The organism is Carnobacterium inhibens subsp. inhibens DSM 13024 (assembly GCF_000746825.1).
GTDB classification, from domain to species: Bacteria; Bacillota; Bacilli; order Lactobacillales; family Carnobacteriaceae; genus Carnobacterium_B; species Carnobacterium_B inhibens.
Genome location: NZ_JQIV01000006.1, coordinates 192,538 through 208,807 on the forward strand (window position 1 = coordinate 192,538; position 16,270 = coordinate 208,807).

The following is a 16,270-nucleotide window of genomic DNA, read 5'->3' on the forward strand; positions in this document are numbered from 1 at the left end:
AAAATGAAATCAACAGACTTTGTTGGCGCAAATACACGCATTCGCGTATATGAAAGTAGTCTCCTTAGAAATGATCAATATGAACGGATGTTACAAGCAAGCAATTTTGAAGAAGCAGTGAATGTTTTAAAAGATACTCCTTATCGAAATGATGTTGAAGAGTTAAAGGAGACTAAAAATTATGATACGCTGTTGATGAATGAATTGCAGTCTGTCTATACTGATTTATTTAAAATTTCTCCTAATCCTAAGTTAATTGAGTTATTTTCATTGCGTTACTCTTATCATAATTTAAAAGTTTTGTTAAAAGAAATGGTTACTAAAAAAGATTTCGATACATTGCTTATAGATATAGGCAGCGTACCTACTTCAGTATTAAGACAAGCAGTCGAAACAAAGAGTTCAAGCGATTTAGATAACGATTATTTAATCAGTATCCAAGAAGCAACTGATGCTTATGAGGAATATAAAGATAGCCAAGCCGTTGATATTATTCTAGATCGCCGTTATTTTACTCATTTAAGGCACCTGGCAGAAAGTCTGGATGATGCTAAGATTTTAGATCTAGTGACTTTTTATATTGATTTGAATAATCTCTCTACTTTAACAAGAGCGATTCGACAAAAAAGAACACGTAATTTTTTAACAACTGTTCTATCCAGCTCTGGGACTATACCTAAGGATCAACTAGTACAAATAGGAGCGGATAATTTAGTTAATGCAGGCAAAAAACTTGCGGAATCTAAATATAAAAACATTATATTAGCATCAATTAATGATGAAACAAAAGAATTATCTCCAGAAAAAATAGATTTAGAAACGGATAATGCTTTTATTAATCGCATAAAAGATGCTAAACTTGAAGTTTTTGGTCCCTTACCAACGATTGCTTATCTCTATGCTAAAGAGAATGAAGTGAAGAATTTAAGACTAATTTTAGTTGGTAAAGAAAATAATCTTCCCATTGAAGCTATTAGAGAAAGGATGCGAATGAACTATGGCTCATAAAATTGGTGTAGTAGGAGATAAAGATTCTATCTTACCATTTAAAATGTTAGGCTTTGATGTTTTCTTCGCATCTGAAGCAAAAGAAGCTAGAACAACGATCGATCGATTAGCAACAGAAAATTATGGCATTATTTACTTGACTGAACCATTAGGTAAGTTGATTCCAGATACCATAAAACGATACGACGAAGAGATTTCGCCTGCTATTATATTGATTCCGAATCATTTAGGATCATTAGATATTGGTAAAAATCGGATTCAAGAAAATGTTGAAAAAGCTGTCGGTCAAAATATTTTATAGGGGGTTACGAGTTTGAAAATAGGAAGAATTGTTAGTGTTTCCGGTCCTTTAGTTACAGCTGAAGGAATGGAAGAAGCAAATATCCAAGATATTTGTAAAGTCGGCAAATTAGGTCTAATAGGCGAAATCATTGAAATGCGCGGAAATGTAGCCTCTATTCAAGTTTATGAAGAAACATCTATGATTGGACCTGGAGAACCAGTTGAAACGACAGGAGACGCGTTATCGGTTGAATTGGCTCCTGGGATGATTGCACAAATGTTTGATGGAATTCAACGACCTCTAGATAAATTTATGGACAAAACAGAAAGTAACTTTTTAGTTCGCGGAGTAAGTATTGAAGCCTTAGATCGAACAAAAAAATGGGAATTTACACCAACTGTTGAAATTGGACAAAAAGTATCTACAGGAGATATCGTAGGTTCAGTTCCCGAAACCAAAGTTATTTCTCATAAAATCATGGTTCCACATGGTATTGAAGGTACAATAAAAAGTATTGAACAAGGTCAATTTGATATTAATGAAACGATTTATAGCATTGAAACAGCAGATGGTGTAAAAGAGTTTACTATGATGCAAAAATGGCCTGTTCGACATGGTCGTCCAACGGCTAAAAAACTAAATCCAGTTGAACCAATGGTAACTGGACAACGTGTTATCGATACTTTGTTCCCAGTAGCTAAAGGCGGTTCAGCAGCTGTACCAGGTCCATTTGGAGCGGGTAAAACGGTTGTTCAGCATCAAATTGCGAAATGGGCAGATGTTGATTTAGTTGTTTATGTTGGTTGTGGTGAACGTGGAAACGAAATGACAGACGTAATCAATGAATTTCCTGAATTGATTGACCCTAATACAGGCGAATCAATCATGGAAAGAACAATCTTGATTGCGAATACTTCTAATATGCCAGTTGCAGCTCGTGAAGCTTCAATTTATACAGGAATCACGATTGCAGAATATTTCCGCGATATGGGTTACAGTGTAGCAATTATGGCTGATTCAACTTCTCGTTGGGCAGAAGCGTTACGTGAAATGTCTGGTCGGTTAGAAGAGATGCCAGGGGATGAAGGATATCCAGCCTACTTAGGTAGCCGTATCGCAGAATACTATGAGCGTGCAGGGAAAGTGATTACGTTAGGATCAGAAGGCAGAGAAGGAAGCATAACAGCTATTGGAGCAGTATCACCTCCTGGAGGAGATACATCTGAACCCGTAACACAAAATACGTTACGTGTAGTAAAAGTTTTTTGGAGCTTGGATAATTTGTTGGCTCAAAGACGTCATTTCCCTTCAATTGATTGGTTGACTTCTTATTCTCTTTATTCAAATGAATTAAATGCTTATATAGGAAATGCTTTGGATAAAGATTGGTCTGCTATGGTTACAAGAACAAAAGCACTTTTACAAGATGAGTCTGAGTTAGATGAAATTGTACGTCTAGTCGGGGTTGATTCTTTATCCGAAAAAGACCGGTTAAAATTAGAAACGGCTAAAATGATTCGTGAAGACTTCTTGCAGCAAAATGCTTTTGATGATGTGGATACGTACACATCAAGAGAAAAACAATACGAAATGTTGGCGACTATTTTGAACTTTGAAGATGAAGCAAGAGCGGGTATGGAACTTGGTGCTTACTTTGCTGAAATTATGAAAGGTACATCAGCTGTTCGTGAACAAATCGCTAAATCTAAATACTTCCCTGAAGAACAAATCAGTAAATTTGAAGTGTTAAGAAATGACATTAAAGAGGCTATACATGAAGTTGTTTCAAAAGGAGGTATGGAAGTAGATGCTTAAAGAATATCGCACAATAAATGAAGTCGTAGGACCCTTAATGGCTGTAGAAGGCGTAGAAGGTGTAAAATTTGATGAGTTAGTTGAAATTCAAATGCAAAATGGTGAAAAAAGACGTGGACAAGTTCTTGAAATTGATGGCGATAAAGCTATGGTTCAGATTTTTGAAGGATCAAGCGGGATTAACTTGAAAGATACAAAAGTTCGCTTTCTAGGAAGACCCTTATCTTTAGATGTTTCTGAAGATATGGTTGGGCGAGTATTCGATGGAATGGGACGCGTAAATGATAATGGTCCAGAATTGATTCCTGAGAAAACATTAGATATCAATGGTGAAGCTATCAATCCAATGGCTCGTGACTATCCAGATGAATTTATTCAAACAGGTATTTCTTCTATTGACCATTTGAATACATTAGTTCGTGGGCAAAAATTGCCAGTGTTTTCTGGTTCAGGTCTGCCACACAAAGAACTAGCCGCTCAAATTGCTCGTCAAGCAACTGTAAAAAATTCGGATGAAAAATTTGCCGTTGTATTTGCAGCTATTGGAATCACTTTTGAAGAAGCCGAGTTCTTTATGGAAGACTTCCGTAAAACTGGCGCAATCGACCGTTCAGTTATGTTTATCAATTTAGCTGATGATCCAGCTATTGAGCGGATCGCAACGCCTAAAATGGCATTGACTGCAGCAGAATATTTAGCTTATGAAAAAGATATGCATGTATTGGTTATTATGACGGATATGACAAATTACTGTGAAGCATTACGTGAAATCTCAGCAGCACGACGTGAAGTTCCGGGTCGTCGTGGTTACCCTGGATATCTTTATACAAACTTGGCTACCTTATATGAACGTGCGGGTCGTCTAGTAGGAGGAAAAGGGTCAGTAACACAAATTCCTATTTTAACAATGCCGGAAGATGATAAAACTCATCCAATTCCAGATTTAACAGGTTACATCACTGAAGGTCAATTGATTTTGTCTCGTGAACTATACAATAGTGGTGTTCAACCGCCAATCGACGTATTGCCTTCTCTTTCTCGTCTAAAAGACAAAGGAACAGGTGAAGGGAAGACTAGAAAAGATCATGCAGCAACGATGAACCAATTATTTGCTGCTTACGCTCAAGGAAAACAAGCTAAAGAACTCGCAGTTGTTCTTGGGGATTCTGCCTTGTCAGATGAAGATAAAATGTTTGCAGAATTTGCGAATCGTTTTGAAAAAGAGTACGTGAATCAAGGGAACTACACAAATCGTACAATTGAAGAAACGTTGGACTTAGGATGGGAATTGTTATCTATTCTGCCACGAACTGAATTGAAACGTATTAAAGACGATATGTTAGACGAATACCTGCCGAAAGGGGAGTAAGTCTAAATGGTGAAGTTAAATGTAAATCCTACAAGAATGGAATTAGCGACATTAAAAGCAAAACTAAGTACAGCAAGTCGTGGCCATAAATTATTAAAAGATAAACAAGATGAATTAATGAGACAATTTATTTTATTAATTCGAAAGAATAACGAGTTGCGTGCAGAAGTTGAAATAAAGTTGACCAAAGCGATGCAATCTTTTGTAATGGCAAAGGCATTGTTGAATGAAAAATTTATTGAAGAACTAGTGGCTATCCCACCTCGGAGTGTTAGTCTTGATTTGTATGAAAAAAATATTATGAGTGTAAAAGTACCTGTAATGAATTTTAACTACAATGATAATGGAAACTCTGAAGAATTGGTTTATGGTTACCTTAATTCTAATAGTGAGTTAGATACATCTATTGAGCAAATGGCAGATGTACTAAAACAACTATTGGAATTGTCTGAAATAGAAAAGACGTGTCAATTAATGGCAGATGAGATTGAAAAAACTCGTCGTCGAGTAAATGCCCTCGAATACATGACGATTCCTCGATATGAAGAAACAATCTATTTCATTCAAATGAAATTGGATGAAAGCGAAAGAGCAGCAATTACTCGTTTAATGAAAGTTAAGGACATGGGATAAATTACAACATAAACAAACGGTATGAAATCAAGACTAATTTTCTTGGTGTAGTACCGTTTTTTTTTGCTGGAATAACATTGGTATACGTTGAAGGTGAAATTTTGACAATATAAAAACGGTTCCTATAAATAAAAAACTATAAGCAATTGGAATTTTATGCTAAACTAGAGAATAAGTTATCTTTAACAGATAAAAACGAGAAGTAGCTAAAGATTATTGAGGTGTTTAGGATGAACCAAAAATTTTCATTTGAAATTATGGAAGAAATGGCTGTTCTTTCTGAAAACGCTAAAGGATGGCGCAAAGAATTAAATCTGGTGAGTTGGAATGGTAATGCTCCTAAATTCGACATTCGTGATTGGAGCTCTGATCATGAGAAGATGGGGAAAGGCATTACTTTAACAAATGAAGAAATGACTGAACTCAAACAGTTTTTAAACTCTTAGGCAAATAGCATTTGTTAGATCTGGATAATGGGAAAGAAGTATTTCGTACATTTTAAGGATAGGAAGGATTTTGACATGACTGAACGTGGACTTTTAATTGTTCTTTCTGGACCGTCTGGAGTAGGAAAAGGGACAGTAAGACAGGCAATATTCGAGAGCGGAGATAACGATTTTGATTATTCGATTTCAATGACGACTCGAAAGCAAAGAGCAGGAGAAAGAGATGGAGTAGATTACTTTTTCAGTACAAAAGAAAAATTTGAAGCTTTGATTGAAAGCGGAGGATTATTAGAATATGCTGAATATGTAGGGAATTACTATGGAACTCCTCTTGAGTATGTTGAAGAAACATTGCAACGAGGCAAAGATGTGTTCTTAGAAATAGAAGTTCAAGGAGCCCTTCAAGTTCGTGAAAAAATGCCTGAAGGAATATTTATCTTTTTAACACCACCAGATTTAAAAGAATTAAAATCTCGTATAGTTGGTCGGGGAACAGATGAAATGCCTGTAATTGAACAACGTATGACAAAAGCAATTGAAGAAATTGATTTAATGCGTTATTATGATTATGCGGTTGAAAACGATAAAGTCGAGAACGCTGTAAGAAAAATCAAACAAATCATTGAGAGTGAACATTTAAAAGTGTCACGCGTGATAGAACGTTACAAAAAAATGATTGAGGAGCTGTAAAAATCATGATGTTAGAACCATCTATTGATAGTTTATTAGAAAAAATTGAATCAAAATATTCGTTAGTTACCTTAGCAAGTAAAAGAGCCCATGAACTTGATGGTGGCTCAATGCCGATGTTAGAAAACTATCGTTCACATAAAAATGTTGGTCGTGCTTTAGAAGAAATTAATAATGGCGATCTAGTTATTGACCCAGTAACGGTTGGACCTGAAGAATAAGACACATATCTAAAAAGTGCTTCAAAGTAATGGTTTTCTTACTTTGAAGCACTTTTGTCTTAAAATAAAGAAGAATAGATTGGATTACCGTTAAGAATTAGAGGATGGCCAAGACAAATGCATCTATTTCTAGTAAAATAAGTAGAAAAGCGTGATAATCCCGTTCTAGTTCGAAAAGAAAATAGTAAAGGCAGCTCTAAATGAGCATACTGAGTAATGGCTAAGAGTCTTTTAGTTTTAACAGCTTAGGTAAACAGTAAGTGGGGAATAGAAACAATGGTTTTTGAAACCTTATCAGGAGGGATGTCAGTTGTTAAAAGGGAAAAAAATTGCAGTATACGTAACCGGAGGTATTGCTGTCTATAAAGTTTCTGATTTGGTAAGACGCTTAATAAAAGCAGGGGCTACAGTAAAAGTAGCTATGACAAAATCTGCCACTGAATTTGTTACACCGTTAACCTTTCAAATTTTAAGTAAACATCATGTATATACAGATACATTTGATGAACGCGAAGGAGACAAAGTCAGTCATATTCATTTGGCTGATTGGTCTGATCTAGCAGTAGTGGCTCCAGCAACAGCTAACAGCCTCGCTAAAATGGCAAACGGTCTAGCAGATGATTTTGTATCTACGGCATTGTTAGCTACAACAGCCCCCGTATTTATTGTGCCTGCAATGAATCAGCATATGCTGGAAAATCCAGCAACGGTCAGAAACATTCAAACTCTGGAAGATGACGGTCGTTTTGTGATGGAACCTGATACAGGTTTTCTAGCTGAAGGGTATAATGGAAAAGGCCGTTTCCCTGAGACGGAAAAAATTGTTGAAACGATCCAAGAATTTTTATTAAATAAAGAACCCAATTTACCTTTGAAAAATAAAAAGGTTGTTATTACAGCTGGAGGGACAAAAGAAAGAATTGATCCCGTTCGATATATTACGAATGATTCTTCTGGGAAAATGGGGTACAGCTTAGCTATTGCTGCACGTAATTTAGGAGCAGATGTTTGTTTGATTTCAGCCTCTAAGACATTGCAGACGCCATATGGAGTAAGTTTAATACCGGTTGAAACGGCACAACAAATGCATCAAGCTGTTGATGCTGAGTTTGATACTGCTTCTATTGTTATTATGTCTGCTGCTGTATCCGATTATCGACCAGAACAAGCCTTAAATGAAAAAATAAAGAAAAATGAGCAGGAAATGATACTTAAATTAGTGAAAAATAAAGATATACTGGCTACTCTGGGCAGTCAGAAAAAGCATCAATTTCTAATTGGTTTTGCTGCCGAAACAACAAACGTTGAAGAATATGCTAAAGGAAAACTAATAAAGAAAAAGGCTGATATGATCGTTGCAAATGATGTCTCTAAACCTCATGCAGGATTTAATAAAGATACAAATGAAGTAACGATTTTTATGGTTGACGAAGAACCTGTAGAATTATCAGTTAATAGTAAACAAGCGATCGCTGAAGAAATACTAGCTGTTGCTCTTACTAAAATGACGAAATAAAGGTGTGAAAATGAGTGGTTTCAATTGCTAAAGTTATTGTGGATATACCAACAATGCAGACAAACAAACCTTATGATTACCGTATTCCGGATGAACTTGAACAAGATGTTGTCCAAGGAATGCGTGTCGTAGTTCCTTTTGGTTTAGGTGCGAGAAAAGTACAAGGCTTTGTTGTAGAAATTACTCACTCAACAGATTATGAAGGCGAGTTAAAATCTATTGTTGGTTTGATGGATTTAACAGCAGTTTTAAATCAAGAAATGCTGCTGTTAGGAAAAGAGATGGCACGTAAAACCTATGCTTTCCAAATAACGTGCTATCAAACAATGTTACCGGCAATTTTGAAAGCAAAATACGAAAAAAAAATCCGCTTGATTGATGAAATACCAGAAGATCTATTTTTTGAATTGTTTAAAGGCAAGAATGAAATCAACTGGGATGAAGCAGAATCAAGAGCTATTTTGCCTCAATTGATCGATTTAAAGAAAAAAGATGCTGTAGAAGTTGTTTATGAAGTGAAAAATCAAGCAAAGACGAAGAAAAAAAGAGTACTTCAAGCTAATTTATCTTTTGAGCAATTAGAAGATGAAAAAATTTCATTAGGCAAACGTGGACCCAAACAGCGGCTGCTTTTAGAAGTCTTACAAATGTTAGACGACAAAGAGATTAGTGTAAGTGAGTTGACTTTATCAACCAAACTTACTGCATCAGATATTCGAACGGGTGAAAAAAAAGATTGGCTGACAATCAAAGAAGTTGAGGTTTACCGTGATCCGTTTAAAAATCAAAGTTTTAAACCAACTGTGTCTTTTCAATTAAATGAGGGGCAGGAAAAAGCCATTCAACCGATTTTAAAGGCCGTATCTGAGGAAAGAACTGAAGTGTTTTTGTTAAAAGGGGTAACGGGTAGTGGAAAGACAGAAATTTATTTGCAAACTATTGCTCAAACACTGCAAAATAATAAAAGTGCTTTAATGCTAGTACCTGAGATAGCTCTAACGCCTCAAATGGTCAATCATTTTAAAGGCCGTTTTGGTGAAAAGGTAGCCGTACTGCATAGTGGATTATCCGTTGGTGAAAAGTATGATGAATGGCGTAAAATCGAACGAGGCGAAGCTCGTGTAGTTGTAGGTGCACGTTCATCTATCTTTGCACCGGTAAAAAATATTGGAGTAATCATTATAGATGAAGAACATGAAGCTACGTATAAGCAAGATGAAAATCCAAGATACCACGCTAGAGATATAGCCATTTGGAGGGCCAATTACCATGATTGTCCAGTTATCTTAGGAAGTGCTACTCCGTCATTAGAATCAAGGGCACGAGCTCAAAAAAACGTTTATACATTGCTAGAATTGCCTACAAGAGTTAACCGCAAAGAATTACCAGATGTTGAAATCGTAGATATGAGAGAAGAAGTGAAAAATGCCAATCGAAGCAGTTTTTCGGTTCTTTTACAAGAAAAAATTCGTGATCGGATAGCAAAAAAAGAACAAATTGTTTTATTACTAAACCGACGTGGTTATTCTTCATTTGTTATGTGCCGAGATTGCGGTTTTGTTTTACCTTGCCCAAATTGTGATATTTCCTTGACACTACACATGGATACTAAAACAATGAAGTGCCACTATTGTGGTCATGAAGAAAAGATTCCTTATACTTGTCCAAGTTGTAAAGGGAATAAAATTCGTTATTATGGTACTGGGACCCAAAAAATTGAGGAAGAGCTAAAAGAAGTTCTTCCTGAGGCAAAAGTGATCCGAATGGATGTGGATACTACCCGGAAAAAAGGTGCACATGAAAAGTTGCTGACTTCTTTTGGAAATGGTGAAGCAGACATTTTATTAGGCACACAAATGATCGCAAAAGGGTTGGATTTTCCAAATATTACACTAGTAGGCGTTTTAAACGCGGACACTGGATTAGGATTGCCTGACTTTAGAGCCAGCGAGCGTACATTTCAATTATTGACTCAGGTGAGTGGGCGTGCGGGTAGAGCAGAATTAACTGGAGAAGTCATCGTTCAGACATTTAACCCTGAACATTATGCCATTCAGTTAGCTAAAGAACACGACTATGATACATTTTATAAAAAAGAGATGTCTTTGAGACATCGAGGGAGTTATCCACCTTACTTTTATACCGTTCTCATTACAACGAGTCATGAAGAAGAACTTGCGGCTGCAAAGAAAATGCAGCATATCGTTCAATACATTAAACCTCAATTGCAACCTGAAACGATTATGTTAGGGCCAACGCCTAAAGCGGTAGCTCGTATGAATAACCGATATTACTACCAAACAATCATTAAATATAAAAATGAACCGCATTTAAAAGCAGCCTTGCAAACAATTTTGATGGAATCTCAAAAAGAAATGACAAAAGGGCTACAAATTGCTATTGATTCTGAACCAATGAACTTTATTTAATGGTTGAAGATTTAGTTAGCAAAAAATAGAAAGAGAGAAGGTCAATGATGTCCGTATTGCCAATTGTAAAATACCCCAATCCCATACTGACTACTCCTACAAAAGAAGTAGAAGAAATTACCGATGAGATTATCCAACTATTAGAGGATATGCATGAAACAATGATCGAAAATGATGGAATTGGAATCGCAGCTCCACAAGTAAATAGTAACCTCCGTTTAGCATTAGTAGAAATTGATGAAGATTCTGGATTATTTGAAATGATTAATCCAAAAATTGTTCAATCATCTGGAGAAGCCATTGATGTAGAAGGTTGTTTGAGTTTTCCAGAAGTGTACGGAACTATAAAAAGAGCGGATACGATCGTATTAAGATACTATGACCGCAATGGCGATGAATATGAAGTCGAAGCAGATGACTATTTAGCACGTGCGTTTCAACATGAGTTGGAACACTTGGATGGCAAGTTGTTTACAGATAAAATCATTCAAAAAATCAAACCAGAAGATTTAGAAAGTTATATGGAGGCGAATTTAGAATGACCAAAATTATATTTATGGGAACCCCGGCATTTTCAGTTCCTATACTCAAAGCTTTAACAAACTCAGAATATGACGTAATAGCGGTTGTGACGCAACCAGATCGACCTGTGGGAAGAAAGAAACTATTAACACCTTCACCTGTTAAAGCAGCTGCGCTTGAACTTGGATTGCCTGTTTTTCAACCAGAAAAAATTTCGGGTTCACCAGAAATGGATGCACTTATCGCTTTAGAACCAGATTTGATCGTTACAGCAGCATTCGGACAGTTTCTGCCGCAAAAATTATTATCTGTACCTAAATATGGTGCTGTAAACGTACATGCATCATTACTTCCTAAGTACCGTGGAGGCGCACCCGTTCATTACGCTCTTATAAAAGGGGAAAAAGAAACTGGAGTTTCGATCATGTATATGGAGAAAAAGATGGATGCAGGCGATATACTTGCACAACGTTCATTAGAGATTACTGAAAATGATGATGTTGGAACCTTATTTGATCGGTTAAGCGTACTGGGCAAAGAATTGTTGATGGAAACTTTGCCTAAATTATTGGCAGGAGAAATCACACCGTTAAAACAAAACGAAGATGAAGTTACTTACTCGCCTAATATTAAACGTGAAGAAGAAATGATAGATTGGAATAAAACAGCCCAAGAAGTTGATTATCAAGTTCGCGGCATGCGTCCTTGGCCAGTGGCTTATACGTTATTAGAAGGTAAAAGATTGAAATTATGGGATGTAAGACCTACTGATGAAAAAACAACTGCTATTCCAGGTACCATTATCAAAATGGATAAAGAAGCGATTTATGTAGCTTGTGGAGAGCAAACTGTTGCAAAATTAAATGAAGTCCAACCAGCTGGAAAAAGTAAAATGAGTGTTATGGCTTTTTTAAGTGGAGTAGGAAGCCAACTGAACGTTGGAGAAAAGGTAGGGTCAAATGGAGACTAATCAAAATCCACAAAAAAGAAATGTCAAAAAAACTAGTCGCTATCTAGCGATGTCTATACTAGAGCGGACAGATAAAACAGGGTCTTATTCAAACCTTCTTATTAACGAAGCGATTCAAAAAAATAAGTTGAATGCCGCAGATGCTCGCTTGTTGACTGAATTGGTCTATGGCGTATTGCAACGGAAATTAACTTTGGATTTTTATTTATCTCCATTTTTAAATGAAGATAAAAAAATTGATGCATGGGTACGGAATCTTTTAAGACTCTCTATTTACCAAATGATTTATCTGGATAAAATACCTGCTCATGCTATCCTTTTTGAGGCAGTAGAAGTCGCTAAGAAAAAAGGGCATATTGGTATAAGTAAATTTATAAACGGAGTATTAAGAAGTGCCGAACGTAAAGGGTTTCCTGATACTGAAACTATCTCAGACCCGATTGAACGATTGAGTATCGAACTTAGTATGCCAAGATGGTTGGTAGAGAAATTTACTGCTGATATCGGATTGGAAGAAACAAAACACTTAGGTGAATCTTTGCTTCGTCCAAGTCATTCAAGTGCAAGAGTAAACGGAAAATTTTTGACAGTTGATGAAGCATTAGAAGCAATGGAAGAAGAAGGTTTTGATGTTCGTGAGAGTGTCATTTCTCCAGTTGGTATCGTCAGTGATGGCGGACACTTTGCTTCTTCACCACTGTTTCAATCTGGTCAATTAACGATTCAAGATGAATCTTCTCAATTAGTTGCACCAGCTTTACAAATCGAACCGCATCATCAAGTATTAGATGCTTGTGCTGCTCCAGGCGGCAAAACAACGCATATTGCTTCTTACTTATCTGCTGAAGAAGGCGGAAAAGTAACGGCACTTGATCTTCATGAACACAAAGTGGCATTGATTACAGAAAATGCTAAAAGAATGCATGTAGAAGATGTGGTAACAGCCATGAAATTAGATGCAAGAAATGTAGATCAAGAGTTCTCAGATGAACAATTTGACCGTATATTAGTAGATGCTCCGTGTTCTGGTTTAGGATTAATGAGACGTAAGCCTGATATTAAATACACTAAGAAAGAAAAAGATTTATTAAATTTACAAAAAGTACAACTTGGTATTCTGGAACAAGTCGCTCCAAAACTAAAAGTAGGTGGACTTTTAGTTTACAGTACGTGTACAATAGCAAATGAGGAAAATAAAGATACGATTGAACATTTTTTAGCTGCACATGAAGAATTTGAAAAAGTTCCAGTTGTTGCAGCAGAAGCTCTTTCTAAATGTGTGAAAGATGGATTCTTACAACTTTATCCGCATGATTTTGGAACGGATGGGTTCTTTATTAGTTGTGTCCGAAAAATACAGAAATAAATTTAATTAAGATCAAAGGAAAGATAACTAAAAATGGGGTGGTGCGGGGAAAAGTAATTAGCCCATATCTTTGTCCCACTTCCTTTTTAGTTTGTCTTTTTATACTTGATGAGTGATTAAATTTCTGTATCATTTCACTACGGCTTGTTTATTCAAGCCGCAGTGAAATGATACAGAACGTTCATGATCAATTAAAATTTGACAATGTAATCAATAGTGAAAGGCATGAGGTGAAACAATGGAGATTGTATTTCGTAGTGATACCGGAAAAAAGAGAAAAAATAATCAAGATTTTGCTGGTTATTTTATAAATAAAAAGAATATTAGACTAGCTATTCTTTGTGATGGAATGGGAGGACATCGAGGCGGCGATGTGGCTAGTGAAATGGCCGTTTCTCATTTAGGGCATACATGGGAAGAATCCGATGTTCAAGATGCTGAACAGATCACACAGTGGATGTTGACACGAATTAGTCGCGAAAACAAACGCATTTTGGAGAAATCACGTAAATTTTTTGATTTAGAAGGAATGGGTACAACACTTGTAGCAGCAGCAGTAGTAGATCAAGAATTTGTGATTGCAAATATTGGTGATAGCAGAGCTTACCACTATACTGGAGGCCGATTAAATCAAGTCACTGAAGATCATTCTTTAGTAAATGAATTGGTAAAAAGCGGAGAAATTTCTTCTGAGGATGCTGAAAATCATCCAAGAAAGAATGTGCTGACACGTTCATTAGGTGTAACGGAAGAAATCGATATTGATGTAACGATTTTACCCGCATTGCCTAATGATCAAATGTTGCTTTGTTCAGATGGATTAACCAATATGGTGGAAGATGAAGATATAAACGAGGTTTTGAGTATCCAAAAATCGAGTGAAGAAAAAGTTGAAACTTTAGTAACAATGGCTAACGAGCGTGGAGGTTATGACAATATAACAATTATGTTAGTTCAAATCACAGCAGAAAGGGGGGATAACAATGGAAATGGGTAAGAAACTTAATGGGCGATATAAAATTATTGGTACAGTTGGAGCTGGAGGTATGGCAAATGTTTATCTTGCAAAAGATCTCATTTTAGAAAGAGATGTAGCAGTTAAAGTATTGCGTTTCGACTTTAGAGATGATCAAGATACCATTCGACGTTTTAAACGTGAAGCGTTGGCTGCTACAGAATTGACGCATCCTAATATTGTCAGTGTTTATGATATTGGAGAAGAAGAAAACAATCAATACATTGTAATGGAATACGTCAAAGGAATGGATCTAAAGCATTATATCCATAGCAATTTCCCTATTCCTTACCAAAAAGTATTGGATATCATGAGACAAATACTGGCAGCAGTTGCAGAAGCCCACAAGAATAGTATTATTCATAGAGATTTAAAACCACAAAATGTTTTGATCGATGAAGAAGGTACAGTGAAAATAACGGATTTTGGTATAGCAGTAGCGCTATCGCAAACGTCTATTACCCAAACCAATTCTTTATTGGGTTCGGTTCATTACCTCTCTCCAGAACAAGCAAGAGGAGGAATGGCGACGAAACAATCTGATATTTATTCGTTAGGCATTATCTTGTATGAATTACTAACAGGTAATGTACCTTTTGAAGGCGAATCTGCAGTATCGATTGCTTTGAAACATTTTCAAGAGTCCCTGCCTTCTGTTAAAGATTTTGACCATCGTATACCGCAACCATTAGAGAATGTTGTTCTTAAAGCAACAGCGAAAGAAACTGTGGACAGGTATCGAACCGTTCAAGAAATGGCTTCTGATTTAGCAACTTCTTTGACACCTCAAAGAATCAATGAGACAAAATTTGTACCAGCTAGTATGATGGAGAAAACTAAAGTGTTGGAACCGATTGTTCCCGTAGCTCCTACAGTCATGGCGGAAGAAAAAGCTGCTGAAGCAGAAACTGCTAAAGAAGACAAAAAAAATAAAAAAATAAAAAAAGACAAAAAAACCAAGAAGAAAAAACGAAAGATCATCTGGTTGACATTGTTGTTACTTGTTCTTGTTTTTGTAGGAAGTATGGTGGCATTAGCTCTTACAGCTCCTAAAGATGTTTTTGTACCAGATGTTATAGGTATGTCAAAAGAAGAAGCCGAAGAAGCTCTTTCGATGGTAAACTTGACAGTCAAAACGACGATTATAGAAACAAGCGAAGATGTTGAAGCAGGTCTCATAACACGAACAGATCCGGAAACAGGAACAAGTGTGAAAGAAGAAACGGATGTTAATCTTTATGTTAGTTCTGGGAAAGAAACGGTTTCATTTAGAGATTATATAGGTGAGCCTTATGAAGAAGTTAAAGCAGAACTCATTGAACAAGGTTTTGATACTAAACGAGTAGATGCCAGCAGCGAAACTTATCCAGAAGGTACGATTATGGAACAAAGTGTAACTGAAGGTGAAGAAGTGGTTCCAAGCGAAACAACAGTGACATTGACTGTGAGTACCGGCGAAGCCATGATTGAAATGAGAGATTTGACAGGTTATTCTGAAAAAGGTGTACAAGACTATGCTAATGAAAATGGGTTGACTGTAACATTCAAAGAAGAATATTCTAATGACATTTCAGAAGGTCAAGTTATTTCACAAGATCCTGCTGCCGGTGAACTATTGTCAAGTGGGACGCCTTTCTCAGTGGTAATTTCGTTGGGTAAACAGCCTGTACAGACCTTTTCAAAAAAAGTAAGTATCCCTTATGCTGAACCAAAAGCGGAGGAAGAGTCTGAGAAAGAGTCAGAAAGCAGCTCTCAGGAGTCAACTCCAGTACCGAACGAGATTATTATCTATATAGAAGATGAAGAACATACTTTAGATAAAGAATTCCAGAAGTTCACTATTACAGAAGATTTTGAGACAGTTATTCCATTCGTTCTCCAAGAAGGTGACACAGCATCTTATCGTATTGAACGAGACGGAGAAGTGATAGAAGAAAAGACAAACGTTACAGCTGAATGATAAAATAAATCAAAAGGATTCAGAAAC

15 protein-coding genes are annotated in these 16,270 nt (G+C 36.3%); all 15 read left to right on the forward strand.

Translation table 11 applies throughout. From position 1 onward, the window contains the following. The first annotated feature begins 3 nt into the window (after positions 1-3). The 15 genes from BR65_RS02115 to pknB all read left to right on the forward strand — a co-directional run bounded on the left by BR65_RS02115 (position 4) and on the right by pknB (position 16,243). Positions 4-1,008, forward strand: coding sequence for a V-type ATP synthase subunit C (locus BR65_RS02115; protein WP_007723794.1), 1,005 nt, complete (start codon positions 4-6; stop codon positions 1,006-1,008). Further along, positions 998-1,309, forward strand: coding sequence for a V-type ATP synthase subunit F (locus tag BR65_RS02120; protein ID WP_023177610.1), 312 nt, complete (start codon positions 998-1,000; stop codon positions 1,307-1,309). Before BR65_RS02115 ends, BR65_RS02120 begins: the two co-directional genes overlap by 11 nt. Before the next feature lie 12 nt (positions 1,310-1,321). Beyond that, positions 1,322-3,106 (forward strand): V-type ATP synthase subunit A, encoded by a 1,785-nt coding sequence (locus BR65_RS02125; protein WP_034536499.1) that lies wholly within the window; start codon positions 1,322-1,324, stop codon positions 3,104-3,106. Continuing rightward, positions 3,099-4,475 carry a V-type ATP synthase subunit B gene (locus tag BR65_RS02130; RefSeq protein ID WP_034536500.1) on the forward strand — a complete coding sequence of 459 codons (1,377 nt, stop codon included), beginning with the start codon at positions 3,099-3,101 and terminating at the stop codon, positions 4,473-4,475. The genes BR65_RS02125 and BR65_RS02130 overlap by 8 nt, the downstream gene beginning before the upstream one ends. 6 nt (positions 4,476-4,481) lie before the next feature. Continuing rightward, complete coding sequence (locus BR65_RS02135) at positions 4,482-5,108, forward strand: V-type ATP synthase subunit D (RefSeq protein WP_023177615.1); 627 nt, start codon at positions 4,482-4,484, stop codon at positions 5,106-5,108. Between the two features lie 230 nt (positions 5,109-5,338). Beyond that, positions 5,339-5,554 (forward strand): YdbC family protein, encoded by a 216-nt coding sequence (locus tag BR65_RS02140; RefSeq protein ID WP_023177617.1) that lies wholly within the window; start codon positions 5,339-5,341, stop codon positions 5,552-5,554. A gap of 75 nt (positions 5,555-5,629) precedes the next feature. After that, positions 5,630-6,244 carry a guanylate kinase gene (gmk, locus tag BR65_RS02145; protein WP_023177619.1) on the forward strand — a complete coding sequence of 205 codons (615 nt, stop codon included), beginning with the start codon at positions 5,630-5,632 and terminating at the stop codon, positions 6,242-6,244. A 5-nt stretch (positions 6,245-6,249) separates the two neighbouring features. Continuing rightward, complete coding sequence (gene rpoZ, locus BR65_RS02150; RefSeq protein ID WP_023177621.1) at positions 6,250-6,465, forward strand: DNA-directed RNA polymerase subunit omega; 216 nt, start codon at positions 6,250-6,252, stop codon at positions 6,463-6,465. A gap of 310 nt (positions 6,466-6,775) precedes the next feature. Further along, positions 6,776-7,981: a bifunctional phosphopantothenoylcysteine decarboxylase/phosphopantothenate--cysteine ligase CoaBC gene (gene coaBC, locus BR65_RS02155; protein WP_034536501.1), complete on the forward strand. Its 1,206-nt coding sequence runs from the start codon at positions 6,776-6,778 to the stop codon at positions 7,979-7,981. A 14-nt stretch (positions 7,982-7,995) separates the two neighbouring features. Next, positions 7,996-10,410: a primosomal protein N' gene (priA, locus tag BR65_RS02160; protein WP_034536503.1), complete on the forward strand. Its 2,415-nt coding sequence runs from the start codon at positions 7,996-7,998 to the stop codon at positions 10,408-10,410. A gap of 47 nt (positions 10,411-10,457) precedes the next feature. Then, entirely contained in the window at positions 10,458-10,952 is a 495-nt protein-coding gene (gene def, locus BR65_RS02165; RefSeq protein ID WP_023177626.1) for a peptide deformylase, read from the forward strand. Next, positions 10,949-11,902, forward strand: coding sequence for a methionyl-tRNA formyltransferase (gene fmt, locus BR65_RS02170; protein WP_023177628.1), 954 nt, complete (start codon positions 10,949-10,951; stop codon positions 11,900-11,902). The genes def and fmt overlap by 4 nt, the downstream gene beginning before the upstream one ends. Beyond that, on the forward strand, positions 11,892-13,268 hold the full coding sequence (rsmB, locus tag BR65_RS02175) for a 16S rRNA (cytosine(967)-C(5))-methyltransferase RsmB (RefSeq protein ID WP_023177630.1): 1,377 nt from the start codon (positions 11,892-11,894) through the stop codon (positions 13,266-13,268). Before fmt ends, rsmB begins: the two co-directional genes overlap by 11 nt. A gap of 238 nt (positions 13,269-13,506) precedes the next feature. Beyond that, positions 13,507-14,265, forward strand: coding sequence for a Stp1/IreP family PP2C-type Ser/Thr phosphatase (locus BR65_RS02180; protein WP_034536504.1), 759 nt, complete (start codon positions 13,507-13,509; stop codon positions 14,263-14,265). Then, a complete protein-coding gene (gene pknB / locus BR65_RS02185) occupies positions 14,252-16,243 on the forward strand; it encodes a Stk1 family PASTA domain-containing Ser/Thr kinase (RefSeq protein ID WP_034536505.1) in 1,992 nt (663 codons plus the stop codon). The genes BR65_RS02180 and pknB overlap by 14 nt, the downstream gene beginning before the upstream one ends. Positions 16,244-16,270 lie beyond the last annotated feature (27 nt).

Coding starts and splice junctions, on each gene's coding strand:
- BR65_RS02140 (WP_023177617.1), top strand. CDS start 5,339: ATGAACCAAAAATTTTCATTTGAAATTATGGAAGAAATGGCTGTTCTT.
- BR65_RS02135 (WP_023177615.1), top strand. CDS start 4,482: ATGGTGAAGTTAAATGTAAATCCTACAAGAATGGAATTAGCGACATTA.
- pknB (WP_034536505.1), top strand. CDS start 14,252: ATGGAAATGGGTAAGAAACTTAATGGGCGATATAAAATTATTGGTACA.
- BR65_RS02130 (WP_034536500.1), top strand. CDS start 3,099: ATGCTTAAAGAATATCGCACAATAAATGAAGTCGTAGGACCCTTAATG.
- BR65_RS02115 (WP_007723794.1), top strand. CDS start 4: ATGAAATCAACAGACTTTGTTGGCGCAAATACACGCATTCGCGTATAT.
- rpoZ (WP_023177621.1), top strand. CDS start 6,250: ATGATGTTAGAACCATCTATTGATAGTTTATTAGAAAAAATTGAATCA.
- gmk (WP_023177619.1), top strand. CDS start 5,630: ATGACTGAACGTGGACTTTTAATTGTTCTTTCTGGACCGTCTGGAGTA.
- def (WP_023177626.1), top strand. CDS start 10,458: ATGTCCGTATTGCCAATTGTAAAATACCCCAATCCCATACTGACTACT.
- BR65_RS02120 (WP_023177610.1), top strand. CDS start 998: ATGGCTCATAAAATTGGTGTAGTAGGAGATAAAGATTCTATCTTACCA.
- rsmB (WP_023177630.1), top strand. CDS start 11,892: ATGGAGACTAATCAAAATCCACAAAAAAGAAATGTCAAAAAAACTAGT.
- fmt (WP_023177628.1), top strand. CDS start 10,949: ATGACCAAAATTATATTTATGGGAACCCCGGCATTTTCAGTTCCTATA.
- BR65_RS02180 (WP_034536504.1), top strand. CDS start 13,507: ATGGAGATTGTATTTCGTAGTGATACCGGAAAAAAGAGAAAAAATAAT.